Here is a 26,515-nt window from a genome sequence, read left to right as displayed (position 1 = left end):
CTGAGTCAGGAGGCGCGTGACCTGAACTGGTTGGTCAACGCGTTCGCGGAGCGGGTGCCGGGCGTGGCGCACGCGGTGGTGGTCTCCTCGGACGGTCTGCTGGTCGCGATCTCGGCGCAGTTGCCCCGGGACCACGCGGACAAGTTGGCCGCGGTCACCTCGGGGTTGATGAGCATCACCGCGGGTGCCGCCCAGATGTTCGACGGCGACATCGTCAAGCAGACGGTGGTCGAGATGGGGCGGGGCTACTTCCTGGTCATGCAGATCCGCGACGGCTCGATCCTGGCCACCCTGGCCGGCGCGGACGCGGACATCGGCGTGGTGGGCTACGAGATGGCCCGGCTGGCCAAGCAGGCCGGCGAGATGCTGACCCCGGCGCTGCGCGCGGAACTCCAGCAGGCACTGCCCCGCTGACGGTCGGTCGGGTGCCGGGCCGGACCGCCCCCACGCGGTCCGGCCGTGCCGGTGGTGCCCCCGTCGCCGGGTTCCCGGTCGACGTCCCTACAGGCCGTTGTCCCGGATGACCTGGCGGTACCAGTGGGCGCTGCGCTTCAGGACGCGCCGCTGGGTCGGGTAGTCCACATAGACCAGCCCCCAGCGCTGGTCGTACCCCTCGGCCCATTCGAAGTTGTCCAGCAGCGACCAGACGTGGTAGCTCTCCAGCGGTACGCCGTCGGCGATGGCCCGGTGGGCGGCGGTGAAGTGGTCGCGCAGGAAGGCGATCCGGCCGGCGTCGTCGACGGTGCCGTCCGGGCCGAGGGTGTCGGGGCAGGGCAGTCCGTTCTCGGTGACGGTGATCGGAATCGGGCCGTAGTCGCGGGTGACCCGGGTCAGGGTGTCGTACATGCCCTGCGGGTAGATCTGCTGCCAGTCCGCCTCGCTGGTGGGCCAGCGGGTGACGGTGTTGCCGTTGCCGGTCAGGTAGAGCGGGGTGTAGTACTGCACCGCGAGCAGGTCCACCGGGCTGGAGATGATTCCCAGGTCGCCGTCGTGGATGCCCCGGACCATCCGGCTGTCCGGGCCGAGGTCGGCCAGCACGTCGGCCGGGTAGGCCCCGGTGAGGATGGAGTCCAGGTAGAGGCGGTTCTCGTACCCGTCGTGCAGCTTGGCGGCGGAGGCCGCGGCGGGGCTGTCGTCGGCGGGGTAGCACGGGTGCAGGTTGAGCGCCGGGCCGATGCGGGTGTCGTAGCCGGTGGCGCGCAGCGCGCGGACGGCGAGGCCGTGGGCGAGCTGGAGGTGGTGGGCGACCAGGTAGGCGGCGTCGGCGTCCTGTCGGCCGGGGGCGTGGTGGCCCCAGAGGTAGCCGTTCTGCACCACGGTCTTGGGCTCGTTGATGGTCAACCAGACCGGCACCTGGTCGCCGATGCCCCGGAAGACCGCGTCGGCGTAGTCGGCGAACCGGTGGGCGGTGTCCCGGTTCTCCCAGCCGCCCTCGTCCTGCAACGCCTGCGGCAGGTCCCAGTGGAAGAGGGTGACCATCGGGGCAATGCCGCGTTCGTGCAGCCCGTCGACGAGCCGCTTGTAGAAGTCGAGCCCGCGCTGGTTGGGCTTGCCGGTGCCGTCGGCCTGGATCCGGGGCCAGGAGACGGAGAACCGGTAGCTGCGCAGCCCGAGGTCGCGCATCAGGTCCAGGTCGTCGGCCCAGCGGTGGTAGTGGTCGGCGGCCACGTCACCGGTGTCGCCGTTGTGGGTGCGTCCGGGGGTGTGACTGAAGGTGTCCCAGACCGACTCGCCCCGGCCGTCCTCCTTGGCGGCGCCCTCGATCTGGTAGGCCGAGGTGGCGGCACCCCAGCCGAAGTCGTGGGGGAACCGCAGCCGCTCCGTGGCGGGGTCGGGCGCCGGATCGCCACCCTTCGGCGTGTCGCAGCCGGCGGCCAGGGTGCCGGTGGCCGCGACCAGGCCACCGGCACCGGTGGCGGCGGTGAGCCCGGCGCCGGCGGTGGCGGTGGCGGAGAGCGCGGCGCGGCGCAGCAGGCGTCGCCGGGTGAGTATCGACATGGATGTTTCTCCTCAGGGTGCGGGCCACCCCGACGGCCGGGAGCGCTCCCAGCGCGGGCGTGCGACGGCCCGGCCGCCTCGGGGCGGGCCGCCAGCCTAGAGGGCCGCGCGTGGGCGGCCGGGATGGGGAATCGGGAGTGTGACGGGCGCCGTCGTGGGGACGGTCGGCCCAACTGCCGAGGGGCAGATAGCGATCGAGGCCGGCCGGGCGGCGCGCACGCCTGACCCGTCGGCCTCTTTTCCCGTCGAGTACGGGGGTTTAGTGTGGGGACGGGGGAGGGCAACCCCCGTCCCCACCTGTGTTGCACACACGCACGCTCGAATTGGCGTCCGGCCGTGCGTGTCGCGCGGGAGCCGGGCCACGCGAGTGGCTCTGGTTCCACCTCCCTCCGTGATGGTGGGATGATGGCTGGCGACGGTGTCCGGGCTGGCCCGTCGTCAGCCTTTCGGGCTGAACCCCGTGGTCGGGCGACCACGGTTCTGACCTTCACTTGTTGCATCTCCGTCGATGGAAGCGCTCCCATCGGCGATGCTGCGACTGTAACGCCCGTCACGGCTTTGTGAAAGCCCCTAAACGAGATCGAAACATCGACCTGCGTTTCGATACTGGTAGTTGTCGTGGGAGCGCTTCCATGGCACACTGTCGAATCAACGCAGCGGAGCCAAACACGCGCGAGTGATGGGTCGCCGAGGGCATCCGGGTCTCCCGGACGGCACCCGAAGGAACGGCACGGCCGGCCTGCTCGGCCGTACCCCGTCCCTGCCCCGGCCCATCGGCCGGACCGACCACCATTCCGGCGCCTCCGTCCCCCCGCGCACCCCTGTATCCGCGCGTGGAGGTGCCTCCGCCGGGGCCCGCAGCCCCGGCCCGGTCCGAGGAGACACCGCGCACATGAGACTCATGGCAAGACGTCGCCGCACGGCGATGCTCGCCGCCACCGCACTCGCCATCGGCGGGGTGGGCCTGCCGGCCAGCGCGGCCCAGGCCGCGCCGGCCTGCGACGTGGTCTACGCCACCAACGACTGGGGCAGCGGCTTCACCGCGAACGTCACCATCAAGAACATGGGTGACGCGCTCAGCAGCTGGTCGCTCAAGTGGACCTTCCCGAACAGCAGCCAGCGGGTCACCCAGGGCTGGTCGGCGAAGTGGAGCCAGAGCGGCAGCGAGGTCACCGCCACCAACGAGTCCTACAACGGCAACATCGGGACCGGGGCCTCCACCACCATCGGGTTCAACGGCTCCTACTCGGGCAGCAACCCGAAGCCGACGTCGTTCACCCTCAACGGCACCCCGTGCAACGGCACCCCGGCCAACCAGCCGCCGACGGTCTCCCTCGGTGTGCCCGCCGGCCCGTTCACCGCGCCGGCCGACGTGCCGCTGACCGCCACCGCCAGCGACCCGGACGGGACGATCAGCAAGGTCGAGTTCTACCGCAACGGCATGCTGGTCAACACCGACACCTCCGCGCCGTACGCGTACACGCTGACCTCGCTGCCGTCCGGCAGCTACACGGTCCAGGCCAAGGCGTACGACAACGCCAACGGCATCGGCGTGGCGGAGAAGTCGTTCACCGTCAACCCGGCCACCGGCCCGGCGCTGGTCGCCACGCCGTCCACGGTGAGCGTCAACGAGGGTGGCAGCACCACCTTCAACCTCAAGCTCAGCGCCGCGCCCTCGGGCAACGTGCCGGTCGCCATCACCCGTGCCGGTGACACCGACATCACGGTCTCGCCGGCCAGCGTCACGCTGACCCCGAGCAACTGGAACACCGGGGCCACCGTCACGGTCGCCGCGGCGGAGGACACCGACACCGCCGGTGGCACCGCCACCATCACCGCGGCCGGCACCGGGGTCTCCTCGGTGGTGGTCACCGCCACCGAGATCGACAACGACACCCCCGGCGGGGACAACGCCTACGTGGCGAAGTTCCTCGACCAGTACGGCAAGATCAAGAACTCGGGCTACTTCAGCCCCGAGGGCGTGCCGTACCACTCGATCGAGACGCTGATCGTCGAGGCGCCCGACCACGGCCACGAGACCACCTCCGAGGCGTTCAGCTACTGGCTGTGGCTGGAGGCCTACTACGGCCGGGTCACCCAGAACTGGGCCCCGTTCAACAACGCCTGGACGGTGATGGAGAAGTACATCATCCCGTCGCACGCCGACCAGCCCACCGCGGGTGTCGCCGGCACCCCGCAGTACGCCTCCGAGTACAACCTGCCCAGCCAGTACCCGTCGGCGCTGAACGCCAGCGTCCCGGTCGGCCAGGACCCGCTGCGCTCGGAGCTGCAGTCCACCTACGGCACCGGCGACATCTACGGCATGCACTGGCTGATGGACGTCGACAACACCTACGGCTTCGGCCGCTGCGGTGACGGCACCACCAAGCCGGCCTACATCAACACCTTCCAGCGGGGCACCCAGGAGTCGGTGTGGGAGACCATCCCGCAGCCCTCCTGCGACACCTTCAAGCACGGCGGCCAGTACGGCTACCTCGACCTGTTCGTCAAGGACTCGGGTGCCCCGGCCAAGCAGTGGAAGTACACCAACGCCCCGGACGCCGACGCCCGCGCCGTGCAGGCCGCGTACTGGGCGCTGACCTGGGCCAAGGCGCAGGGCAAGCAGGCCGACGTCGCGGCCACCGTGGCCAAGGCCGCCAAGATGGGCGACTACCTGCGGTACGCGATGTTCGACAAGTACTTCAAGAAGATCGGCAACTGCGTCGGGGCCAGCACCTGCGCCGCCGGCACCGGCAAGGACTCGGCGCACTACCTGCTGTCCTGGTACTACGCCTGGGGTGGCGCGTACGACGCCAGCGCGGGCTGGTCCTGGCGGATCGGTTCCAGCCACAACCACTTCGGCTACCAGAACCCGTTCGCGGCCTGGGCGATGACCAACATCAGCGAGCTCAAGCCGAAGTCCCCGACCGCGGTCGCGGACTGGCAGAAGAGCTTCGACCGGCAGCTGGAGTTCTACACCTGGCTCCAGTCCGCCGAGGGCGGCATCGCTGGTGGCGCCACCAACAGCTGGGACGGTAGTTACGCCCAGCCGCCGGCCGGCACCGCCACCTTCTACGGCATGTTCTACGACGTCGACCCGGTCTACAACGACCCGCCGTCGAACCAGTGGTTCGGCATGCAGGTCTGGTCGATGCAGCGCATCGCCGAGCTGTACCTGGAGACCGGCAACACCAAGGCCAAGGCGCTGCTCGACAAGTGGGTGCCGTGGGCGATCGCCAACACCAAGCTGGGCACCAACTGGGCGGTTCCGTCCGAGCTGAAGTGGACGGGCCAGCCCGCCAACTGGAACCCGAGCAGCCCGGCGTCCAACACCGGCCTGCACGTCGAGGTCAGCTCCACGGGTCAGGACGTCGGCGTCACCGGCTCCCTCGCCCGGACCCTGATCGCGTACGCGGCCAAGTCCGGCAACACGCAGGCCAAGACCACCGCGAAGGGTCTGCTGGACGCGCTCTCGGCGGCCAGCGACAGCAAGGGTGTGTCGACGACGGAGACGCGCGGCGACTACAAGCGCTTCGACGACGTCTACAACGCCGCCGACGGCCAGGGCCTCTACGTGCCGCCGGGCTGGACCGGGAAGATGCCCAACGGCGACACCATCGCCGCCGGCAAGAGCTTCCTGGACATCCGGTCGTTCTACAAGAACGACCCGGACTGGCCGAAGGTCGACGCGTACCTCAAGGGCGGCCCCGAGCCGACGTTCAACTACCACCGGTTCTGGGCCCAGTCCGACATCGCCATGGCGTACGCGGACTACGGGATGCTCTTCCCGAACGGCTGAGTTGACCCTGCCGGGTGGGTGGCGCGGCGCCGCCCACCCGGAGGCCGACCGGGCCCGGGGGAGCGGACGCCCGGTCGGCGGGCGGCCTGATTCCCACGGTCAGGCCGGGGGTGGGTCGACCGTCCGGCCGACGCAGCGGAACGGCCGGCCCACCCCACCATCCCCTTTCCCGCTCCGGCGGGAAAGGGCTGTGAAAAAAGAGGGCGCGCGGGATAACGCGACGCCACCTGACGGAGTACCGTGTTGATCGGAGAGGCCGCTCCCCCCGTGGCGGCCTCTCCATTAACGTCTCCACCCCTGACCACACCTCAGCCCCCGGCCATCGGCCGTGGCCCGGCCGCGCCTCAGCCCTCCGGCCGCGCCTCAGCGGGGTCCACCGGGTGTCGCAGCCCCGGATGACCGGTCGGTAGCGACCGGCGGATCACCACCCAGCTCACCGTCAGCGCCGCCGCCACCAGCGGCCAGGTCAGCGCGACCCGGGCCACGGTCAACGCGAGCACCTGCCCGCCCAGCCACAGCGGCAGGAACACCGCCACCCGCACGACGTACGTCGCCGCCCACACCCAACTGCCCCGCCCGTACGCCCGCAGCAGCGCCGGGTCGCGCCGCCACCGCCCGCGCTGGCGCAGCGCCGCCCCGACGACCACCCCGAGCAGCGGCCGGCGTACCACGATGCTCACCATCCAGACCAGCGCGCTGGCGAGGTTGGAGAAGACCTGCACCGCGAAGAAGTCGGCGGCCCGGCCGGTGCGCAACGCCACCACCGCGGCCAGGCAGACCGCCAGCAACCCGATCAGCACCGCCCGGGGACGGTCCCCGCGCCGCCACCGCCACAACGCCACCGCCGTACCGGCCAGCACGGCCACGGCGACCCCGCCGACGACGGACCGCCCGGTGGCCAGCCAGCCGATGGTGAACGCGACCGGCGGCAGGGTCGCGTCGACCGCGCCACCGCGCCCACCGAGCAGACCGGCCAACGAATCTCCCTGCTCCGGCGGCTGCGGTGCCGGCCCGTGCGGTGCCGGCCCGTGCGGTGCCGGCCCGTGGGGTGCCGGCCCGTGGGGTGCCGGCCCGTGCGGTGCCGGCCCGTGCGGTGCCGCCGGGTCCCCGGCCGGCGGTGGTGCGGCGGTCGGCTGGCCGGTCGCCGTGGGCGCGGCGGCGGACCGTCCGGCCGGCGGGTTCCCGGCCGGTGGCTGCGGGGACGGCCCGTGCGGCGGCGGTGCCGGCGGGTCCCCGGACGGCGGCTGCCGGGTCGATCGTCCGTGCTGCGGTGTGCCGGTCACCGTCACCTCCCGTGGTCCGGGTGTCAAGGTATCCGGGTCGAGCCGGTGGGCCCCCGCGCGACGTGCCGGTCATGCCGCTACGGTGTGCGGGTGCGAGCGACGGCAAGGGGTTGGACCGCGGTCTGGTTGGTCGTGCTGGCGTTGGCCCAGACGGCGGCCTTCCTGCTGGTGTGGCGGTTCGCCGTGCACACCGGCACCGGGCAGTGGCTCGACACGGTCGCGTTGACCGGCAACCGGATCGGCCAGGACCGCATCGACGGGCTGGTCAACCGGATCCTCAACGCCATGTCGGTGGTCTCCCTGCTGGCGGCCATGGTGGTGATCTTCTTCATCGCCCTGATCCGGGGCCGCAAGGCGCTCGCCATCTCGGCCACCCTGCTGATCGCCGGGGCGAACGTCACCACCCAGGTGCTCAAGTACGTCATCGACCGACCCGCGCTCGGCATCGACCCGCAACGCGACGCGGTCGGCAACAGCCTGCCCAGTGGACACACCACCATCGCCGCCTCGGTGGCGCTGGCGCTGATCCTGGTGCTGCCGGCCAAGGTGCGCGTCCTCGGGGCGTTCCTCGGCACCGCGTACGCGGCCGTCGCCGGGGTCGCCACCCTCTCCGCCGGCTGGCACCGGCCCAGCGACGCGATCGCCGCGTTCCTGGTGGTCGGGGCCTGGGCGGCGTTGGCCGGGCTGCTCCTGCTGATCTTCCAGCACGAGCAGGCGCAGGTCGCTCCCGACGACGCCCACAAGGTGGCCGCCAGCGTGCTCGGCATCGGCGGTCTGCTCGCCGTCCTCGGCTGCGGCATCGCCCTGTCCGGCCTGCTCGACCAGCAGCAGACGCCGGTGGACGAGCTGACCCGCCGCACCCTGTTCATCGGGTACGCCGGCAGCGCCGCCGGGATCGCCGGCACCATGGGGGTGGTGGCGGCGCTGGTGCTGCTGTCCGTGCACCGCCTGGTGCCCCGCTGGAAGGGTTGAGGACCTCCCGACCATGACGTCGCTGGCCGGTACGGCATTCCGAGTCGAATGTGCCCGGCTGGTCGTGGTCCTGGCCACGCTGACCGACGCGGACCCGGACCGGCCCACCCCGTGCCCGCCCTGGGCGGTCCGGGACCTCGTCGCCCACGTCCGCGCGGGTGCCGGACGCCTGGTCGACATGCTCGCCGCGCCCGCGCCGCCGCGCGCCGAGGTGGACGCCGCCGGCTACTTCGGCCCGGCGAAGTTCACCCCCCAGGTCGACGCCGACCGGATCGCCAGCGCCCGGCGGGCGGCCCGCGATCCCGCCGCCCCGACCGGGTCCACGGAAGCGGTGACGACCGCCGCGGCCTTCACCGCCGCCTGGCGGGCCACCGACGCGGCGGTGCGGGCGCAGCCCGCCGACCGGGTCGTCCGCACCCGCCACGGTGACCCGATGACGGTGCACGAGTTCCTGGTGACCCGCGTGGTGGAGGTCGGCGTGCACGGGCTGGACCTGGCGGTGGCGCTGCACCGCGAGCCGTGGCTCACCCCCGCCGCCGCGCGGGTGATCGCCGACCTGGTCACCGGGGGACGACCGGTGCCGGACGGGCTCGGCTGGGACCGTCTCACCCTGGTCCGCAAGACCACCGGCCGGGCCCCGCTCACCGCCGCCGAGCGGCGGATCGTCACGGCGCAACCCTGGCCCCACCTGTTCCTCACCGCCCCCACCTGACCCACCCCCGCGCTGCTGTGCCCCGCGCTGCTGGCTCCCGCTGCTGTGCCCCCGCGACTGTGCCCCGGTGATCAAGAGGTTCGCGTCAGTTCTGATCATCAACGTGACGCAAACTTCTTGATCACCGGGGTCAGGCCCACCCGGCGGGGCGGGTGGGGTGGGGTGGTTACAGGGGTGGGGCGGGGGGTTCCGGGGGGGCGGCCCCGGGCCCGGCGGGCGTCGGCCGCCGCGACCCCGCCGAGCACCAGCGCGGCCACCGTGGCGGAGACCAGCGGCACCACGTGCAGCAGCAGCGGGAAGAGCACGACCAGCAGCACCGCCGCGAGCCACCGCGACGGCGACACCCGGCCGAAGACCTCGTACTCGAAGCGGGCGCGGGCGAGCAGGAAGAGCACCGGGCCGCCCACCACCAGCACCACCCACGCCGCCTCCGGGGAGGTGAACGGGTGCTCGATGGTCAGCTCGTACCCGATCGCCGTACCGACCAGCCCCACCACCATCGCCAGGTGGGTGTCCGCCGCCGAGCGGCCGGTGTCCGACGGGTGCCGGGACCGCACCACCGCCTCGGCGAGCACCTGCCCGGCCCGCTGCACGTAGATCCGCCACAGCAGCACCGAGGTCACCAACGCCACCGCGAACGCGCCGGTCCGGGCCGGGTCGAACGGACCCGTGCTGTACGCCAGCCCGCCCACCAGGATCGTCTCGCCCAACGCGACCAGGAAGAACTGCTGGTACCGCTCGGCCAGGTGTTCCCCGGCGACGTCCCAGCGGCTCGCCCTCGACCGGCCCAGCCCCGGCACCGGCCACCCGAACCGGGCGGCCAGGTACTCCACGACCAGTGCCAGCGCCCAGAGCAGCCCCCGGGGGGTGGGCGACAGGAACGCCCCGGTCAGCCAGAGCACCCCGGTCGCGCCGAAGGTGACGAGCATGCGCAGCTTGAGCCGCCGGTACTCGTGGCTGCCGAGGGCCAGCAGCAGCAGACCCGGGCGGGACACCTGCGTCACCACGTACGCCACCGCGAACGCCAGCCCGGTGGAGGTGAACGCGTGGGGGATCGCCACCCCCATCACCATGCTGCCGATCAGGGCGGTGATCACCACGAACTGGAGCCAGCCGTGGTGCGGGTCGTACCGGCTGGTCGTCCACGCGGTGCCCTGCCAGACCGCCCAGAGCGCGAGCAGCAGCAGCAGCAGCGTCTTGACGCCCCCGGTGACCGGGGACCAGCCGGTGGTGCCGCCGGGCTCCAGGGCCAGGTCCTCGAAGGCGCGGAACGAGATCCGGGTGAGCGCGAAGACGTACACCAGGTCGAAGAAGAGTTCCAGGAACGTGGCCCGCTGGGCCGATCCGGTACGCCGCAGCGGAGCGGCCTCCTCGCCGCCCGTCATGATCGTCGGCAGTCGCCGTCGGCCCGGCCCACCAGGGGTTCGTAACATCCCGGGCGGCTGCGGCGGCGGGCATCGCCGAATCCACCCCGGTGCCGGCCTTGTTCCGGCCGGGGCGAGCGGGCACGATCGACCGGATGACGAACCGATGGGGCTTCACCGTGCCGCTGACCGGTGTCCCGCTCGCCGAGCACGCGGCCGGCTACGCGGCCCTGGCAGAGGCCGGTTTCACCGACCTGTGGTCGTCGGAGGTCAACGGCACCGACGCGTTCACCCCGCTGGCGCTGGCCGCCGCCTGGCAACCCGGACTGCGGCTGGGCACCGCGATCACCCCCGCCTTCACCCGGGGGCCGGGCCTGCTAGCGATGAGCGCGGCGGCGCTGGCCGAGGCCGCCCCGGGCCGGTTCGCCCTCGGCATCGGCGCGTCCTCCCCGGTGGTGGTGGGGGACTGGAACGGCGTGCCGTACACCGAGCCGTTCCGGCGCACCCGCGACCTGCTGCGGTTCCTCCGGCCGGCGCTGCGGGGCGAGACGGTCGACGGGGCGTTCGACACGTTCCGGGTGCGCCGGTTCACCCTGGAACGCCCGCCGGCCAGCCCACCGCCGCTGCTGCTGGCCGCCCTGCGCCCGGGGATGCTGCGGCTGGCCGCCGCCGAGGCCGACGGGGTGATCCTCAACTGGCTGGCCGCCGACGACGTCGCGCAGGCCCTCGCCGAGCTGACCGGGCGCGGCCCCGGCTTCGAGGTGGTCGCCCGGATCTTCGTCTGCCCCACCGAGGACGCCGGCTACGCCCGTACCCTCGGCCGGCGGCTGATCACCAGCTACCTCACCGTCCCCGCGTACGCGGAGTTCCACCGTTGGCTGGGGCGGGAGGACGTGCTCGGCCCGGTCTGGGCGGCCTGGGCGGCAGGTGACCGGCGGGCCGCCGCCGCGGCCGTGCCCGACGAGGTGGTCGACGCGCTGATCCTGCACGGCTCGCCCGAGCACTGCCGCGACCAGGTCCGCCGCTACGCCGACGCGGGCGTGGACGTGCCGGTGCTGGCCCTGCTGCCCACCCCGGAGGTGACCGCCGGTGGGGCCGCCGCCCTGGGTGAGCTGATCAGCCGGCTGGGCCCGCCGTCGGCGGTGGACGCCGGACGGCCGACGGAACGGGGCTGAGATGAACCTGACCGACCGGGTGGTGGTGATCACCGGGGGAGCGGGGGGCATCGGCGCGGCGCTGGCCCGTCGCTTCGCCGCCGAAGGGGCCGCCGCCGTCGTCCTGGCCGATCTCGACGCCCGCGCGACCGCCGCCGTCGCCGAGGCGGTCGGCCCGGTCGCCCGGGGGGTCGCCGTCGACGCCGCCGACGAGGGCCAGGTCCGCGACCTGGTCGCCGACACCGAGCGACGGTACGGCCGGATCGACCTGTTCTGCGCCAACGCGGGCGTGGCCACCGGCGCCGGCATCGACGCCCCCGACGACGACTGGGACCGCGCCTGGCGGGTCAACGTGCTCGCCCACGTGTACGCCGCCCGCGCCGTGCTGCCCGGCATGCTGGCCCGGGGCGGCGGCCACCTGCTGCACACCTGCTCGGCAGCCGGGGTGCTCACGGCGGTCGGCGACGCCCCGTACACGGCCACCAAACACGCGGCGGTCGGGCTGGCCGAGTGGCTGGCGGTCACCTACCGGGACCAGGGCATCCGGGTCAGCGCCCTGTGCCCGCAGGGGGTGGACACCCCGATGCTCGCCGACGGGCTGGCCACCGGCCACCTGGCCGCCCGGGTGATCGCCGCCTCCGGCCCGGTGCTCACCCCCGACCAGGTCGCCGACGCGGCGGTCGCCGGGCTCGCCGAGGAACGCTTCCTCATCCTGCCCCACCCCGAGGTCGCCGGGTACGCGCTGCGCCGCGCCGAGGACCCGGACGGCTGGCAGGCGGGCCTGCGCAAACTGGTCCGCCGGCTGCGGGCCGCCGGCCCACCACCGGCGTAGCCGGCCCCGGCCCACCACCGGCGTAGCCGGCCCCGGCCCACCACGATCCGGTCCGGGCTGCCGGGGTCCGGTTCCGCGTCGCCAGGGTCCGGCCCACGGTCGAGGTGGTCCCGTCCCGCCACCGTCCGGTCCGGCGGGCCTCACCGTGCCCCGGTCTCCCGGGGCAGGGAACCGGTCAGCGGGGCCAGCGCAGGGGACCGGGATGTGCCGACCACAGCAACCGCCGCCAGCGGGGCCGGGCCGCCCGCAGCGCCGCCGCGTACCCCACGGCGACGTCCCGGGCCCGGTCGGCCTGGGCGTCGGTCAGCGTGCCCGGCGCGAAGGCCGCCTGGTTGAGCAGCCCGGCGAGTTCCGCCAACCCCACCGGGTCCGCACCGGGGTCACCGGTGCCGGCACCCCCGGCGGGGCGGGAACCCTCGGCCCGGCCGGTGTCCTCGGCGAGGGCGCGGCGGGCCCGGTCGGCGACCTCGGTGGCGGAGAGGTCCCCGCCGACCGGCCGTCCCGACAGTCGCAGCGCGTCGGTGGTGTGCCGCCACGCGCCGCCCACCCGGGTCCCCGGGTCGCCCCGGCCCAACCGGGCCCGGGTCTGCGCCCGGCGGCACCCGACCAGCCCGGCGAGGACCAGCCCCGCCAGCAGCAACCCACCGGTGCCGAACCCCACCAGCAGCGGCGTCGGCCCGCCGCGCTCCCCGGTGCTCCGGCCCGGCGCGGTCGCCGCCGGTGGGGTGGCCGGTGGGGTCGCGGTCGGCTCGGGCACCTCCGACGGCGGCGGGCTCGGCGGGGCCGGCCGGAAGTCGTCCTCCACCGGCCGGGGCGCGGTGTCCGGGCGGGGCCGGGGGTCGAACGGCACCCACCCCACCCCGGCGAAGAGCACCTCCGGCCAGGCGTACGCGTCGGCGGCCCGCACCGGTCCGTCACCCCGGGCGGTGAACCCCACCACCACCCGGGTCGGCAGGCCGGTCAACCGGCCCAGCACCGCGAAGGCGGCGGCGAACTGCTCGGAGGTGCCCCGCTGGCCGCCGCCACCGCGCGGCCCGAACAGGAAGAACTCCAGGTTCGGGTACGCGTGCCCGCTCGGCGCGTCCGCCACCAGCCGGTAGTGCTCGGCGAGGAACTGCTCCACCGCCGCCGCCCGCGCGTACGGGGCGCCGTTCTCCTCGGCCAGGTGGGTGGCGAGCCGGCGCAACCGTTCCGGCGTCCCGTCGGGCACCCGCAGCACCCGGGCCACCTGCGCCCCGGCCGGTACGTCGGCGGTGGCGAGCAGGTTCACGTCCAGCCGTCCCCGCGCCGAGGTGACCGTGTACCTCAACCCCGGGGTCAGCCCCTCCGGCCGGATCAACGTGCCGCTCTGCGGGTCGTACGCCACCCGGGCCCCGTCGACAGTGCGGGGGGTGGCCACCGCGGGCAGCAGCCGGCCGGTCAACCCGGCCACGGTGATCTCCTGCCGGACGGTGTCCGCCGCCTGCGGGTCACCGCCGGGCAGGACCCGACCGGCGGTGCGGTAGGTCGCCCCGACCCGCCAGGTCACCCCGTCGTAGTCGCTGAGCACGGCCAGCCGGATCGTGGTCGGCCCCTCGCCCGGGGCCCGGGTCGACACGTCCAGCAGCTTCTGCTGCGGCTCCAACGCCCAGCCGGAGATCCGGATCAGCGGGTTCTCGTCCAACGACTCCACCCGGGGCGGTGGCACGTAGCGGCGCGGGTCGACCGGCCGGTCGTCGATCCGGCCGGCGAGGGCCGGCCCGAGCAGCGCGGCGGACCCGACCACCACCGCCACCCCGGCGGCGGCGACCACCGTCGCCCGGGCCCGCACCGGGCCGCGTACGGCCGGCGGCAGCCCGGCGGCCGGGTCGCCTCCCGGCGTGCGGCCGGCGGCCAGGGCGAGCGCGACCAGCCCGGCGAAGACCACCGACGACCCGACCGCCGGTTCCGCGTTCGGGCCGACGACGTAGACGGCCCCGGCGTACAGCGCGGTGGCCGGGAGGAAACCGAGCAGCACCCGACCGGCCCGCAGCGCCACCTCGGCACCGGCCAGCCCGGCCAACCAGGCGGCGACCACCGGCACCAGCACCGTGTCCGGGGCCGGTTCGACCGGGATCATCGCGGTGAGCAGCCGGGGCACCGCGTTGGCGGCGGCGTCGGCGGTCACGTCGAGGAATCCGCCCGGCAGGTCGGCGTGTGCGGCGGCGAGCCGCACCGACCAGGCCGTCGCGCCGAGCATGGCGGCCACCGACAGCGGCGCCACCTGCCAGGACGGCAACCGGCGGGCGGCCACGCTGACCAGCACCGCCGCCAGGGCCGCGCCGCTCACCAGCCGGGTCAGCAGGTCACCGGCGTACACCCGGTCGAGTGCCACGCCGGCCAGGCCGATGGCGGCGACGAGCGTCACCGGCACCACGGCCGCCCGCAGCACCCGGGCGACGGCCCGGCCCGGCCCACCGCCGGCCGGGCCACCCGCCCGCGCCCGGTCCGGTCGGGCGGCGTCGGGCCGCTCGGTCACCGTCACCATCGGCCGGTCGCGTCCCACGCGGCGGCGAACGCCGCGCCGTCGACCGCGTCGAGCACCACCGGCCCGGCCGCCGTCGGCGTCGGCCCGGCCGCCCCCAACACCCCCACCAGCACCGACGGGTACGCCCCGCGCAGCGCGCCCACCCGGCCGACGTCGTCGCGGCCCCCGGGGCCGGTGAGGAAGACCAGCGTGTCGCCCGGCCGGTCGGCGCGCAGCCGGGTCAGGGTGGCGTCCAACGCCGCACCGTCGCGGTCACCCGTCGTCGCGCCGTCGGGCCCCCGGCCCGAGGGGTCGGTCAGGGTCACCGCGGCCAGCCGGTCCAGCGGCGGGTCAGCCGTCCGGTCGTCGGCCGGGTCCACCAGCAGCAGCACCACCGGCAGGTCCTGGCGGAACGCGGCCACCACCAGCGACGCCGCCGCCTCGCAGGCCGCCTCGAACGACCCGGCCACCCCGCCGACCCGGTCCGGGTGGGCGGCCGACCGGTTGTCCAACAGCACCACGATCCGGGGCAGCGACGTGTCCACGTTCTCCCGCACCATCAGCTCACCCACCCGGGCGCTGGTCCGCCAGTGCACCCGGCGCAACTCGTCGCCGACCACGTACTCCCGCAGCGAGTCGAAGGTGATCGACCCGTGTGGCACCCCGTCCACCCGGCCGTCCAGGCTGCGCCCCGCCCCGGTCGGCACCGCCGTCAACGGGTGCACCCGGGGATGCACCCGGACCACCGCCGTCGGCCCGTACGCGCGGGTCGCGGCGGACAGGCCCAGCGGGTCGCGGCGGGTCACCCGCAGCGGCCCCACCGGCAGCACCCCGCGTCGACGGGTCGGCACGTCGTACCCGAGGCCGGTGTCCCGGCCGGGACGCAGCCGCACCACCGGCACCGGCACCGGCCGGCCCGCGCACCGGTCCTCGGCCAGCAGGCTGCCCACCCGCAGCCGCCCGGCGTTGCGGACGGTCAGGGCCATCCGCGCCGGCTCACCCACCGCCACCCGGTCCGGGTCGGCGGTGCGGGACACCACCAGCCGGGGGGTGCGGGCCGCCACCAGCACCGCCTGCCCGACCGCCACCGCGCCCGCCGCCCCCAGCACGGCCAGCTCCGGGTACGCGAACCGCAACCCCGCGCCGAGCAACGCGGTCGCGGCGACGAGCAGCCCGGTACCCCGGGCGGTGAGCCCCACGCCCGGCCCGCTCAGCCGTGCGTCGGGGTCGACTGGCCCGACGGCAGCGGCACCGGCACCGACGCCACCGCCTGACGCAGCACGTCGGCGGCGGTCACCCCGCGCACCTGCGCGTCGGCGGTGAGCAGCAGCCGGTGGGCGAAGACCGGCTCGACGAGCGCCTTCAGGTCCTCCGGCATGATCCACCCCCGGCCGTCGATCAGCGCGTACGCGCATGCCGCCCGGGTCAACGCGATCACCCCCCGGGGGCTGACCCCCACCCGTACCTGCGGGTGCTGGCGGGTCGCCGTGGCCAGCCGGACGGCGTACCCGTAGAGGGGTTCGGCGATGTGCACCCGGCGGGCCATCCGGACCATCTCCCCGACGGTCGCCGTGTCGGTGACCGGTTGCAGCGAGTCGGGGGAGCGGACCGTCGCCCCGCGCAGCACCTCCACCTCCACCGCCTCGTCGGGGTACCCCACCGACAGCTTCACCAGGAACCGGTCCAGCTGGGCCTCGGGCAGCCGGTACGTGCCGTCCATCTCCACCGGGTTCTGGGTGGCGACCACCAGGAACGGCTGCGGCACCGGGTGCCGGACCCCGTCCACCGTGACCGTCCGCTCCTCCATCACCTCCAGCAGCGCCGACTGGGTCTTGGGGGAGGCCCGGTTGATCTCGTCGGCGATGACGATGTTGGCGAACACCGGCCCCGGATGGAACTCGAACCCCCGGGTGGCCTGGTTGAAGATCGTCACCCCGGAGACATCCGAGGGCAGCAGGTCCGGGGTGAACTGGATGCGCCGCCACTGGCCCTGCACCGTCGCCGCCACCGCCCGCGCCAGGGTGGTCTTGCCCACCCCCGGCACGTCCTCCAGCAGCACGTGCCCCTGGGCGAACAGTGCGGTCAACGCCAACCGCACCACCTCCGGCTTGCCCAGCACGACCGCGTTGACGTTCTCCGCCAGCCGGGCGGCCAGGGCGGCGAAACCCTGGACCTCCGGCTGGCTGAGCGGTGCGGGGGTGTCGTTCACGACGGCGGGATGCTCCTCGGCTGCGGCGACGCTGGTCAACAGGTGGGCAGCACGGCGATGTCGTCACCGCCGGCCAGGTTGAGCCAGGCCCAGGGGATGTAGTTGCGGCCCTGGTAGTCGACCCGGACCCACCAGGTGGACTGCTTCTGGTCGTTGTAGATCCAGGAGTCGACGTTCTCGCCCTGCCGCCGACAGTACGCCCGCAGCCGGGTGCCCGGCTTCGCCCAACCGACCTGTTCGTCGTTGTCCTGCCGGGGCACCGAGAAGACCTCGTTGCCGTTGCGACCGTCCACATCGCGGTCGCAGTAGGTGCGTTGGTCGCCGTCCGGCCCATTGACGCAGGTCGCCACCCCGTAGAGCGGGTCGGTGCCCTGCGCCCGGGTAGCCGTGCCCCGGCCGGCGGCGTTGCTGGCCGTGACCGTCACCGTGTACGCCGTACCCGGGGTCAGGCCGGTCACCCGCAGGCTGGCGCAGCTGCCCGTGGCGCTCTTCCCCCCGGTGGCTGCGGTGCAGGTCGGCTCCCCACCACCGGCGTCCACGGTGAACGTCACCGTCACCGACGTCGCCTCCGCCGAGGACCCGGTCACCGTCACCCGGGGCGCCGCCACCGTCCGCGCGGTCGCGGTGGCCTCCGGCCCCGGGCCGGCCTCGTTGACCGCCTTCACCCGGACCATCACGTTCTGCCCGTCGTCCAGCCCGCTGACCGTCGTGGCGGTGTCGGTCACCTCGCTGGTCCGCCCGCCCACGTCGACCTGGTAGCGGCTCACCGGCCGGCCGTTCGCCGCCGCCGGGGACCACCGCACCGCGATCGTGCCCGGCCGGTCGGCCACCGTGGCCGCCCGCAGGTCCACCGGCTGCCCCGGAGCGGCGAACGGCACCACAGTGGCACTGATCGGGGAGGCCGCCGAGGCGGCACCCCGGTCGTTGACCGAGGTCACCGTGAACGCGTACTGCGTGCCGTACGTCAACTCGCCGGCCGGCACCACCAGCTCCGTACGGCGCGACTCGCCGACCGGGGCGCTCGCGCCAGCCGAGGTCGCGGTGACCACGTACCGGGCGATGCGGTTGCCCTGCCCGTCGGCGGCCGGCCACCGCACCAGCACGGTCCCGTCGGCGCGGGCCTGCGCGGTGACCTCGGCCGGCGGGGCGGGCACCGCCGACGTCGGGGTCACCGGGTTGCTGCGCCGGGCGGGGCCGTCGCCCTTCGCGTTCACCGCGTGCACCGAGAACGTGTACGTCGCGCCGTTGGTCAGTTCGGTGATCTCCACGGCCCGCTGGTTCGCCCCCACCTCGTGACGTTGGCCGGCGCCCTCCACCACGTACCGCAGGACGGCCGCACCGTTCGCGGCGGCCGGTCGCCAGGCGACCCGGGCCCGCGCGTCACCGGCGGTGGCGGTGACCTGCCGGGGCGCACCGGGCTTGCCCACCCGGGGTTTCGGCGGCGGAGGCGGCGGGGGCGGGTCCGGCGGCGGGTCCCCGCCCAGCACGTCGTTGGCGTACTTGTCGACGGTGCGCACCCGGTGCGCGTCGTCGACCACCCGGGCGGTGGCCGCACCGGGGGCGTTGATGAACAGGTGGTTCTCCCGCACCTCCAGCTCCCACGGGCCGGCGGCCCGGCCGGGGCGGATGGTCTCCACCAGCCGCCCGTCGCCGTCGAAGGCGTAGACCGCGCCGGTGACCCCGTCGGCGCAGTAGAACCGGCCCGCCCAGGCGACGGCCGGCCCGACCCGGTCGCCGCTGCCCGGCACGACGAACCGGGTGACCACCCGGCCGTCACCGACCGCGAGCACCCGCCGGTCACCGCCGATCGTCACCGGCACCACCGGGCCGCTGGTCCGCGCCGGCACCGCGCCACCCGCGGCGTCCCCGAGCACGGTACGCCGGGTCTGCCCGGCCCGGACCGTCACCAACGTGCCGGTGGTCCGATCCAGCACCGCCACCCCGTCGTCCAGCGTGGACAGGGCCAACTCGTGGTGCGGTTCGGCCACCGGACGGGTCTCCACCCGCTGCGGACCCCGACCGTCGGCCGCCCCCGACACCGGGCCGGACGGCAGCGCGGCGGGGGTGACCGCCGAGACGGTGCCCTCCGTCGGCACCGCGATCCACAGCCGGCCCCGACCGTCGAACGCGCCGGCCGTGATGCCCGGCGGAAAGAGCACCGGCTCACCCACCGGCACCAGCGAACGGGGGTCGAGCTGGCGCACCACCCCCCGCACCGCGTCCACCACGAACGCGGCGTCGTCGTGCAGCACCACGTTGACCCCGAGACCCGGCGTGGTGGGGGTGGTCGCGGTGATTTGGAGGGTGGCCAGGTCGAGCGCGCTGACCTGACCGGTCTCCAGGTCCCGCAGGATCAGCAACTGGTCGGTCTGGGTGACCTGCACCTGATGCTGCCGGGCCCCGGGGACCTCCTTGCGGGTGTCCACCCGGGCGGTGATCCCGTTGACCCGGGCCAACTCGCCGCGGGTGCTGCTCCACAACCAACTGCTGGCGTCGAAGCTGGCCAACGCGTCCTCGGCGGCACCCCGGCCGAGCAGGGTGAGCCCCAACGCCGCCACCAACGCGGTCACCGTACCGACCGTGACCAGCCCGCCGCGTAACCGGGAACGTCGGCGGGACGTGCCGGCGTCGGCGCTCGGGGCGTCGTCGATGCTGGCCACAGCGGGCTGCCCTCCGTCCGGTGGCCCGGGGCGGCGTGCCGGGTGCCGGACGCCCGCGCCTGAACCGTGGGCCATCATAGGGGCCACTCCGGGACGACGAAACCCGTACCGTTCCGATTCGGACACCCAGCGTTCCGGGATGCCGGGGCGACGTGCCGTCGCGGTGCCGGTCGCCGTCGACCGGTCAGCCGCTCGGCGACGGTCGGACCCGGTCGGTGCAGACCTGACCGGAGGTGGCGAACGCGTCCGTCGAGTAGACCGCCAGCACCGTGAAGCAGTAGTTCACCTCGGCGTTCAGCCCGTTGACCGTGAAGCTGGTCTGTCCGGGGTCGACGGTGGCCATCACCCCGAGCGCCCGACCGGTGCGTCCACCCGCGACCATGAACGGCACCGACCCGTTGCTCGGATCGGACCAGGTGACCGTGATGGTGGCGGCGTCGTCGCGCAACTTCAGGTCGGCCGGGGGCGGCCCCGCCGTCTCCCGGGGCGCGGTGCCGGTCGACCGCTGCGGCCCGTCCGCGTCCCGGCTCAGGGTCACCGCCCCGATCGTGCCTCCGACGGCGAGCACCACCACCCCGACCACCACGGCCACCGTCCGGCCCCGCCGGCGCGGGCGTCCGTCCCGTGTCGGGTACGACGGCGTCAGCTCCGGATAACCCGTCTCCTCCACCTCCGGCGGTACGCCCCGGCCGGTGCCACGTCCACCGTCGTACCCGGCTGACGAACCGGAGCCGGTCGGTGAACCCGGCTGTGCCGGTGCCTGCGGCCCGGACTGCGGGACCACCTGCCGCGTCGGCTCGGGGGCGGCCGGTGGCCTGAGTTCCTGCGCACTGTCCGCTGCCGGTGGGGATGCCGGTGCCGGTGGTGGCGCTGGCGGTGATGGCGGTGCCGCTGGTGGCGGTGGCGGTGATGCCGGTGGCGGTGGCGGTTCGAAGCCCCGCCCGGTTGCCGGTGCCGACGGTGCGCCGGGGGTTGGTCCCGTGTCCGGTGGCTGTACGGCGGTCCGTGCCGTCGTCGGTGGCGGCTGGGGAGCCTGCTCGGTCATCGGAGCCAGCGGTAGGGTGATCGACCGCCCCGATGCCACGTCGCCCCACGTCGGGCCGTCGGCGGGGGCATCGTCGTCCTCGTCTGGTCCGCCGAGACCTGCGGGGTGCCCGGCGGTCGAGGCCGGGACGGGTGTGCCCCCGGCGGAGCCCCGCGAATCGGGGGCATCGGCCGGGACGGCATCCCGCCCGGCCCGCGGTGGCGGCGGTACCACTGCCGGCGGGGTGACCATGGCCGGCGGCGGTGCGGCTGCGGGTGGGGGCGACGCGGGACCTGGTGCCGTCCGTGGTGGTACCGGTGGTGAGGAGTGCGCCGACGACGGTGGGGACGCCGGTGGGAAATCCGCAGGAGAGGGCACGGTCGCTGTCGGCGGTGGCTGGGCTGCGAAGCCGGACCCTGCCGTGGACGCCGGACCTGTGGTGTGGTCGACGGCTGGGGTGGGTGCCGGGTCGGGTGGGGTGGCGGAGGCAGGCCCGCGTGCCGTGTCGTCGGCTGCGGTTGCCGCCGGGGCCTGGCCGGGGCCGCTGTGCGGTTCCGCCAGCAGAGGCCCGATCTGCTGGACCCGTACCGTCGGCCGGTCCCAACCCGGCGCGGGCGGGGTCGCGGCGGCGCCCGGTGCGGGTGGAGCTGCCGGAGTCGCCACCGAGTCGGCTGCCGCCACCGAGTTGGCTGCCGCCACCGGGTCGGCTGCCGCGGCGGAGCCGGGTGCCGCGGCCGGGTTCGCCACCGGTGCGTGGGCGGGTGCAGAGCCCGACGTGGTGCGCTCCCCGGTCGGGGCTGGCCCGGGCCGCTGCTCCGTGGGGCGACGGGACATGGAGACGTCGACGGGCCCGGTCGGCTGTTCCGGTGTGCCGGCCGATGGCCCGCTGGGCGGCTCGGCCCGGGTGGGCGGCTCGGCGGCGGGGAGGGGGCGTACCGACCCGGCGATGGTGGGCACGGGTGCAAGCGCGGTCGGCTGGCCGTGCCGGATGGGTGCCCCGGCCGGTGCCCCGGTCGGCTGGCCGGGGTCGGTGGGCGGCCCGGCGGGGATGGGGACCGGCTGCCCGTGGTGGGCCGGTGGACCGGGTGGCACCGTGGCCGGCGGCCCGGGGTGCGGTACGGACAGGGGAGCAGCCGGCTGGGTGGGCTCTCCCGGCGGGACCGGTGACGACGGGTGGGGCGGCTGCTGGAGGCGCGGGGGTGCCCAGGGCGACGTCGGCGGCGCACCACCGGAGACCGGATCGGGGGACGACGCATGCCGTCGCGGTGGTGCCGCCTCCGCGATGGCGTCCGGCCCCGGGTGGGCGGCGGGTGGCGGGCCCGGCGGTGCCGCCGGTGGCCCCGACTGCGGTGCGGGGGAGGCCGGGTGGGGCCGGGGGGCGGGGGAGGCCGGGTGGGGCCGGGGTGCGCCGGGCCGGTGGGTGGGCTGGACCCCGTACATCTGCCGGGGCAGTGGCACCCGGGGCTCGGTGTCCGGGGCGGGTCCCGGCCGTGGTGCCGTCGGGCGTACCGGCTGGCCGGCAGGGGCGGGCTGGCCCGAGGAGGGTGCTGGTCCAGCCGGGGCCGGTGGGCCCGGGGCGGCGGGGGTGGGGGGCGCGGAGACAGGATGGGGCGACGGTGGCGCAGACTCGGGCCGGGGCGTCGGGGTGGGCCGGTATCCCTGGTGGGGGGCCGCCGCCGGGGCGTACCCGGGAGGTGCCGATGGCGGAGCCGCCGGGGGGACGGCCGGTGGCGCGGGGGAGGGCGGCTGCGGTTGACCCCCGGGGATGCCGAGATACTGACGGGCGGTGCGTACGGCGGGATGCTGCTCGCCGAGCGCGGCGGGCCCGGCGGTGGCGACGCGGGTGTAGTTGCGGCGGGCCTCGTGCCGGTTGCCCAACTCCTCGGCGACCCCGGCCAGATCGAAGGCCAGGGCGAGCATCAACGGGTCGGCTGGACTCCACCGCCGCTCGCCGGCCGCGTAGGCCTCCTCCAACACCCGCCGGGCGGCGGCCGGTTCGTCGGCCTCCCGGTGCAACCTCGCGAGCAGGTGCGCGGTGCCCATGATCTCCGGGTGGTCCTCACCGTACGCGGGACGGGCCGAGGCGATCGCGTCGGTGAGTAACCGGCGGGCCTCCGACAGGTCACCGGCGGAACGCAGGGCGAGGGCCCGGTGCTGGACTGCGGCGAGGGGTGAGGGTGCGGACACGCCAGCAATGCTGCCGTCTGAGCGGGTCCGGACGCTACCCACCCGCCACAGCCGCGTTCTGAGCTGCGATGATCCGGCTCCCGCCGGCGGGTCGGGCGGTGATGTGCATGATCCATACGGGCCGTGTACAGTAATGCCCCGTGCGGCCCGCCAGGGCGGCTGACCGGGGTGAAAGCCGCCGGGGCCGACGCGGTAGGCTGAACGGGCAGGTCCGGGTGGCGGAATGGCAGACGCGCTAGCTTGAGGTGCTAGTGCCCGTATAGGGCGTGGGGGTTCAAGTCCCCCCTCGGACACACTTTTGCAGCATCCCTGCTGTCTACGACGTACTGGTGGTCAAGCATGCTTGACCACACCAATCTGATATCTGTGTCGACGTCGGCCGGTCCCGCTTCGGGCGGGGGTGGTCGGCGTGGCTGACGTTGTGGTCGCTCCCGTTGTCCCGCCGGTCGTGTTGGCGGGCCGGGGTAAGCCGGGTGGTCGTTCTGGTGGGGGTCTTCGTCGTCGGCCGTTGCCGCTTCCGGATCTTCCTTCCCCTCGTGCCGGCAGCATGGTCTATGGGGTGGCGGCGCTGGATGCCAGTGGTCGGATCGCCGACAGTGGGGTCGTTCGGGCGCTGGGGTGGGTGCCGGGCGCCCGGCTGCACATCCATGAGGGTGCCGGTCTGGTGGTGCTCCGCGCGGATCGGCAGGGCGTGTTCACGGTGACCGGTCAGGGTCATCTGCGGCTGCCGGCGGCGGTGCGGCAGTGGTGTGGGTTGGCGGCGGGTGATCGGGTGCTGTTGGCGGCCTGTCCTGCGGAGGGGTTGTTGGTGGTGCATCCTCCGGCGGCTGTGGACGCGATGGTCGTCCCGGTGCACGCTGCTGTTCTCGGTGGTGGTCGGCCGTGACCGATGGTGCGGTGGGGCGGGCGGAGCTGGACGCGGCCCGGTTGCTGTTGGCGCGGATGGGGATCTCGCCGGCTGATCTGGTGGAGGCGGCGGCGGTGCGGCCGGTGGCGCCGACGTTCGCGGAGTACGTGCCGGTCGTGTCGGCGGCGGTGACCGCGGGCACGCGGCGGGCGTACGGGTCGTACTGGAAGCGGGTGGAGGAGCACTGGGGGCGGCGGCGGTTGGATGAGCCGAGCCCGTCAGAGATCGAGTGGCTGGCGGAGTACGTCAAGACGCATGTGGTGGCCCGTCGCAATGCGCGGGGTGGGCGGAGCGCGGCGGAGCATCTGATCGCGGCGTTGCGGTGTCTGTACAAGCGGGCGGTGGCGGACGGGTTCATCGCGGCGGCGGACAATCCGGCGGTGAAGGTGGCCAAGCCGCGCCGGTTGGCGAGCACCAGGCGGGCGGTGGCCGATGCCCGGTTGGCGGAGATCAACGCGGTCGCGGCGGGTACGGGTGATGATCCGGTGTTGGACAGCCTGTTGTTGCGGTTGCACACCGAGACGGCGTGCCGGCGGGGTGGGGCGCTGGCGTTGCGTCCGGTGGATCTGGATCCGGATCAGTGTCTGATCCTGTTGCGGGAGAAGGGCGACACGGTGCGGTGGCAGCCGGTCTCACCGACGCTGATGCGACATCTGCAGCGGCACGCGGAGGAGCGTCATGCTCCGGCGCGGGGCCAGTTGCTGCGGTACCGCAACGGGCAGCCGATCACCTACCGGCGGTACGACCATCTGTGGGTGCGTATCGGTGAGCATCTGCCGTGGGTGTACGTGCAGCAGATCAGCACCCACTGGTTGCGGCACACGACGTTGACGTGGGTGGAGCGGAACTTCGGCTACGCGGTGGCCCGCGCCTACGCCGGACATGCCGACAGTGGAGGTGATGCCGGTACGACCACCACGTATGTCCGGGCGAGTCTGCAGGAGGTCGCCGCTGCGTTGGCGGCTTTGACGAACGAGCCGCATCCCCTGGCCTGAGCTGAGTGGAGGAAGGCCGTGCTGGTGTGGTTCTGAGCGGACCGCTGAGCCGATTTCGTCTGCTTGTCGCGTCGCCGCAGCTTCTACCCCTCGCCAGTCAGCACTCGGAGCCGATCTCGACAGGAATTAGTCGGTGATGAGGTGGCTCAGGTGGCAGTGGTTCCACCAGCTCGTGCGGTGTCTGCGGGTCACCCCGTTGGTGCGGGTCAGCAGGAGGCGGTTGCCGTCCTGAATCAAGGCCGCGTCTTCGTCTCGATTGGCCAATACCCTGGCGACTGCTGTCATCACGTTCCGGATTCCCTTGTCGAGCAGGTCGTCGTAGCGCATGGAGAAGGTGATGTTGATGTATGTCTCGGGTTCCCGTTCCAGCGGGAGTAGTCGTCTGTTTCGGTCCCGTAGTAGCCGTGCGTGCCGGAGCGGACAGTGACGGCGTAGCCGTGTTGGTCGTGCAACCGGGCGCTGAGCAGGCGCGGGTTCGAGGTTGGCTGCGGCTTCTCGTGGGGGTCGGCGGTGGTCAGAACGGCGATTTCGTCGACGGCAGGATCATTGGCCAGGATCAGTCGGAACTCGACGGCCATGTCTGCCCCTTCTCAGTATCGCCGGGTGATCTGGTCTCCTGCGACGTCGCCGCCTGCCGTGGAACACTCGCGGCGGCCGTGCTCGCCTTTGCGACCGCCGCGGCGAGGCTGCCCAGTCCGCCCTGCAAAGTAAGGACAGCCGACCGTACCCGGGCGATTCCGGCCGCAGAGGTCGGCCGAACCTTCCGCCCAGCCTCAGCCACAGTAGCTCGGCGATCGTTCATGACTACTCAAACAAGGACGCAGATCTGATGAGCGCGATGGTCTGCTGGACCGTCGGGTCGCTTGCGGGAAGCACGGCTCGTAGGAGGTCGAGCAGCGCCTCTCTGCCGGCAGGACCGAAACGCGCACATGCTTGGATCATGGAGATGATGTGCAGGTGTGCGTTGGGTGCGTCATAAATAGCCCCGCGGATATCGGGTGGAAGTAGCAGGATCGCTTGGTATCGGCCCGGTGCGGTGGCGAACTCGGGAAGTTTGCCGAACGCGTTCGCGAGCGCGGAGAGTTCGTCGATTGGCCGGCGGGGTGCGGCAGGTGCGGTCTGATCGGTCATGGCGTCGTCCGCCGCGGACGAGGTCAGCGTGGGTGTTGCGGCCGTTGCCGTGGTTTGCGGCAACACCGGCAGTGGGCCCAGTGGCGGCTCGATTACCGCTGGTTGATCTGTGATTACCCGCAACAACTTCTCAATCCCCGCGGTCGACAGCTCCTTGATCTGGTAGCTGGTGGCGCTGGTCGGTCCGAGGAAGAGCGGTATGTCGGTTTTGCTCTCGCCGGGTAACACCACCGGCAGGATGCGTCTTGTCCAGGTGGGCCGAGCGGAGTAGTACAGCTCCCGTAGGATCCCGCCCTCGAACTGGACGCCGCGTCCCTCGCCCGCGTCGGCCTCGCCTGCGGTGCGCCTGCTGTAGGCCGCGGAGGCGACAACCAGGACGAAGTCTGCCCGTTTGAACTGCTCCAGCATCCATAGCGGCCAGTCGTTGCGCTGCGCCGTGGCGGGTAGGTCCAGGCGGGCATCTACCCCGTTCGCTCGCAGGATGGTCCACAGTTGCCGGACCGCTTCGATGTGCGCGGTTGATTCGTGCGCGTAGGAGATGAAGACTCGACGAGGTTGCACAGCTTTCACCGGTTGCCCTCCATGATCGGCATTGTGGCTGCATGGCCGCGCGTTGTCGATACGCAAGGTAGGTGATCGGCAGCGGACCGTATGGTAGCTGGGTGGGCCCGATCGGTTCGGGCCTCTGTCCGTCTCGGCCCTTTATGCACTCCTGGGTGTTCTGTAGGCTCTACACGCTGGGAGTTGGCGATCACGAGTTGTCGGTGAGGGCTGTGTGAGCGTGCCGGGCTGGGCGACCCTGA

17 protein-coding genes, 1 tRNA gene and 2 pseudogenes are annotated in these 26,515 nt (G+C 73.8%); 9 read left to right on the top strand and 11 right to left on the bottom strand.

Annotated features, from left to right (window positions below):
• Positions 1-414: a roadblock/LC7 domain-containing protein gene (locus tag AB0C22_RS24000; RefSeq protein ID WP_208569834.1), complete on the top strand. Its 414-nt coding sequence runs from the start codon at positions 1-3 to the stop codon at positions 412-414.
• A gap of 87 nt (positions 415-501) precedes the next feature.
• Here the strand turns inward: AB0C22_RS24000 and AB0C22_RS23995 are convergent, their stop codons facing one another.
• Complete coding sequence (locus AB0C22_RS23995) at positions 502-1,998, bottom strand: GH1 family beta-glucosidase (protein WP_357537128.1); 1,497 nt, start codon at positions 1,996-1,998, stop codon at positions 502-504.
• Between the two features lie 901 nt (positions 1,999-2,899).
• On the opposite strand from AB0C22_RS23995, the gene AB0C22_RS23990 reads away from it, so the two are divergent.
• Positions 2,900-5,797: a glycoside hydrolase family 48 protein gene (locus AB0C22_RS23990; RefSeq protein WP_219470179.1), complete on the top strand. Its 2,898-nt coding sequence runs from the start codon at positions 2,900-2,902 to the stop codon at positions 5,795-5,797.
• Positions 5,798-6,141: 344 nt separating this feature from the next.
• Here the strand turns inward: AB0C22_RS23990 and AB0C22_RS23985 are convergent, their stop codons facing one another.
• A complete protein-coding gene (locus AB0C22_RS23985; RefSeq protein WP_219470176.1) occupies positions 6,142-6,765 on the bottom strand; it encodes a DUF3159 domain-containing protein in 624 nt (207 codons plus the stop codon).
• A 399-nt stretch (positions 6,766-7,164) separates the two neighbouring features.
• Between AB0C22_RS23985 and AB0C22_RS23980 the strand changes: the two genes are divergently transcribed.
• Both AB0C22_RS23980 and AB0C22_RS23975 read left to right on the top strand, forming a co-directional pair.
• Entirely contained in the window at positions 7,165-8,052 is an 888-nt protein-coding gene (locus AB0C22_RS23980) for a phosphatase PAP2 family protein (protein ID WP_219463591.1), read from the top strand.
• Positions 8,053-8,065: 13 nt separating this feature from the next.
• Entirely contained in the window at positions 8,066-8,764 is a 699-nt protein-coding gene (locus AB0C22_RS23975; protein ID WP_357537126.1) for a maleylpyruvate isomerase N-terminal domain-containing protein, read from the top strand.
• Between the two features lie 98 nt (positions 8,765-8,862).
• Here the strand turns inward: AB0C22_RS23975 and AB0C22_RS23970 are convergent, their stop codons facing one another.
• Positions 8,863-10,197 carry a low temperature requirement protein A gene (locus AB0C22_RS23970; protein ID WP_357537124.1) on the bottom strand — a complete coding sequence of 445 codons (1,335 nt, stop codon included), beginning with the start codon at positions 10,195-10,197 and terminating at the stop codon, positions 8,863-8,865.
• Between the two features lie 86 nt (positions 10,198-10,283).
• Here AB0C22_RS23970 and AB0C22_RS23965 point away from each other — a divergent pair, with 86 nt between their 5' ends.
• Positions 10,284-11,303, top strand: coding sequence for an LLM class F420-dependent oxidoreductase (locus AB0C22_RS23965; protein ID WP_357537122.1), 1,020 nt, complete (start codon positions 10,284-10,286; stop codon positions 11,301-11,303).
• A gap of 1 nt (position 11,304) precedes the next feature.
• Entirely contained in the window at positions 11,305-12,114 is an 810-nt protein-coding gene (locus AB0C22_RS23960; protein ID WP_219463587.1) for an SDR family oxidoreductase, read from the top strand.
• Between the two features lie 175 nt (positions 12,115-12,289).
• Here AB0C22_RS23960 and AB0C22_RS23955 read toward each other — a convergent pair whose 3' ends face one another.
• The 6 genes and pseudogenes from AB0C22_RS23955 to AB0C22_RS23930 form a co-directional block, all read right to left on the bottom strand.
• Positions 12,290-14,524 (bottom strand): transglutaminaseTgpA domain-containing protein, encoded by a 2,235-nt coding sequence (locus AB0C22_RS23955; RefSeq protein ID WP_357537193.1) that lies wholly within the window; start codon positions 14,522-14,524, stop codon positions 12,290-12,292.
• An 89-nt stretch (positions 14,525-14,613) separates the two neighbouring features.
• Positions 14,614-15,798: a DUF58 domain-containing protein gene (locus AB0C22_RS23950; RefSeq protein WP_357537120.1), complete on the bottom strand. Its 1,185-nt coding sequence runs from the start codon at positions 15,796-15,798 to the stop codon at positions 14,614-14,616.
• Positions 15,799-15,809: 11 nt separating this feature from the next.
• On the bottom strand, positions 15,810-16,808 hold the full coding sequence (locus tag AB0C22_RS23945; RefSeq protein ID WP_357537119.1) for a MoxR family ATPase: 999 nt from the start codon (positions 16,806-16,808) through the stop codon (positions 15,810-15,812).
• Positions 16,809-16,843: 35 nt separating this feature from the next.
• Positions 16,844-19,468 (bottom strand): fibronectin type III domain-containing protein, encoded by a 2,625-nt coding sequence (locus AB0C22_RS23940; protein ID WP_357537117.1) that lies wholly within the window; start codon positions 19,466-19,468, stop codon positions 16,844-16,846.
• A 184-nt stretch (positions 19,469-19,652) separates the two neighbouring features.
• Positions 19,653-20,138, bottom strand: coding sequence for a fibronectin type III domain-containing protein (locus AB0C22_RS23935; RefSeq protein ID WP_357537201.1), 486 nt, complete (start codon positions 20,136-20,138; stop codon positions 19,653-19,655).
• A 2,319-nt stretch (positions 20,139-22,457) separates the two neighbouring features.
• Positions 22,458-22,679 (bottom strand): annotated as a pseudogene (locus AB0C22_RS23930) (tetratricopeptide repeat protein); the annotation flags it as partial.
• Between the two features lie 209 nt (positions 22,680-22,888).
• Between AB0C22_RS23930 and AB0C22_RS23925 the strand changes: the two are divergent.
• The 3 genes from AB0C22_RS23925 (at position 22,889) to AB0C22_RS23915 (ending at position 24,581) form a co-directional block, all read left to right on the top strand.
• Positions 22,889-22,972: transfer RNA gene (locus AB0C22_RS23925), tRNA-Leu, on the top strand.
• Positions 22,973-23,238: 266 nt separating this feature from the next.
• A complete protein-coding gene (locus AB0C22_RS23920; RefSeq protein WP_357537115.1) occupies positions 23,239-23,565 on the top strand; it encodes an AbrB/MazE/SpoVT family DNA-binding domain-containing protein in 327 nt (108 codons plus the stop codon).
• Entirely contained in the window at positions 23,562-24,581 is a 1,020-nt protein-coding gene (locus tag AB0C22_RS23915; protein ID WP_357537113.1) for a site-specific integrase, read from the top strand. The genes AB0C22_RS23920 and AB0C22_RS23915 overlap by 4 nt, the downstream gene beginning before the upstream one ends.
• 126 nt (positions 24,582-24,707) lie before the next feature.
• Here the strand turns inward: AB0C22_RS23915 and AB0C22_RS23910 are convergent.
• Positions 24,708-25,028: pseudogene (locus AB0C22_RS23910) on the bottom strand (SitI3 family protein); the annotation flags it as partial.
• A 357-nt stretch (positions 25,029-25,385) separates the two neighbouring features.
• Entirely contained in the window at positions 25,386-26,282 is an 897-nt protein-coding gene (locus AB0C22_RS23905; protein ID WP_357537111.1) for an SEFIR domain-containing protein, read from the bottom strand.
• Positions 26,283-26,515: the final 233 nt, after the last annotated feature.

It is taken from the genome of Micromonospora sp. NPDC048894 (assembly GCF_040649765.1).
Classification (GTDB): Bacteria; Actinomycetota; Actinomycetes; order Mycobacteriales; family Micromonosporaceae; genus Micromonospora; species Micromonospora antibiotica.
Note: the sequence above shows the minus strand (reverse complement) of the source record. Positions and strands in the feature narration are given on the sequence as shown.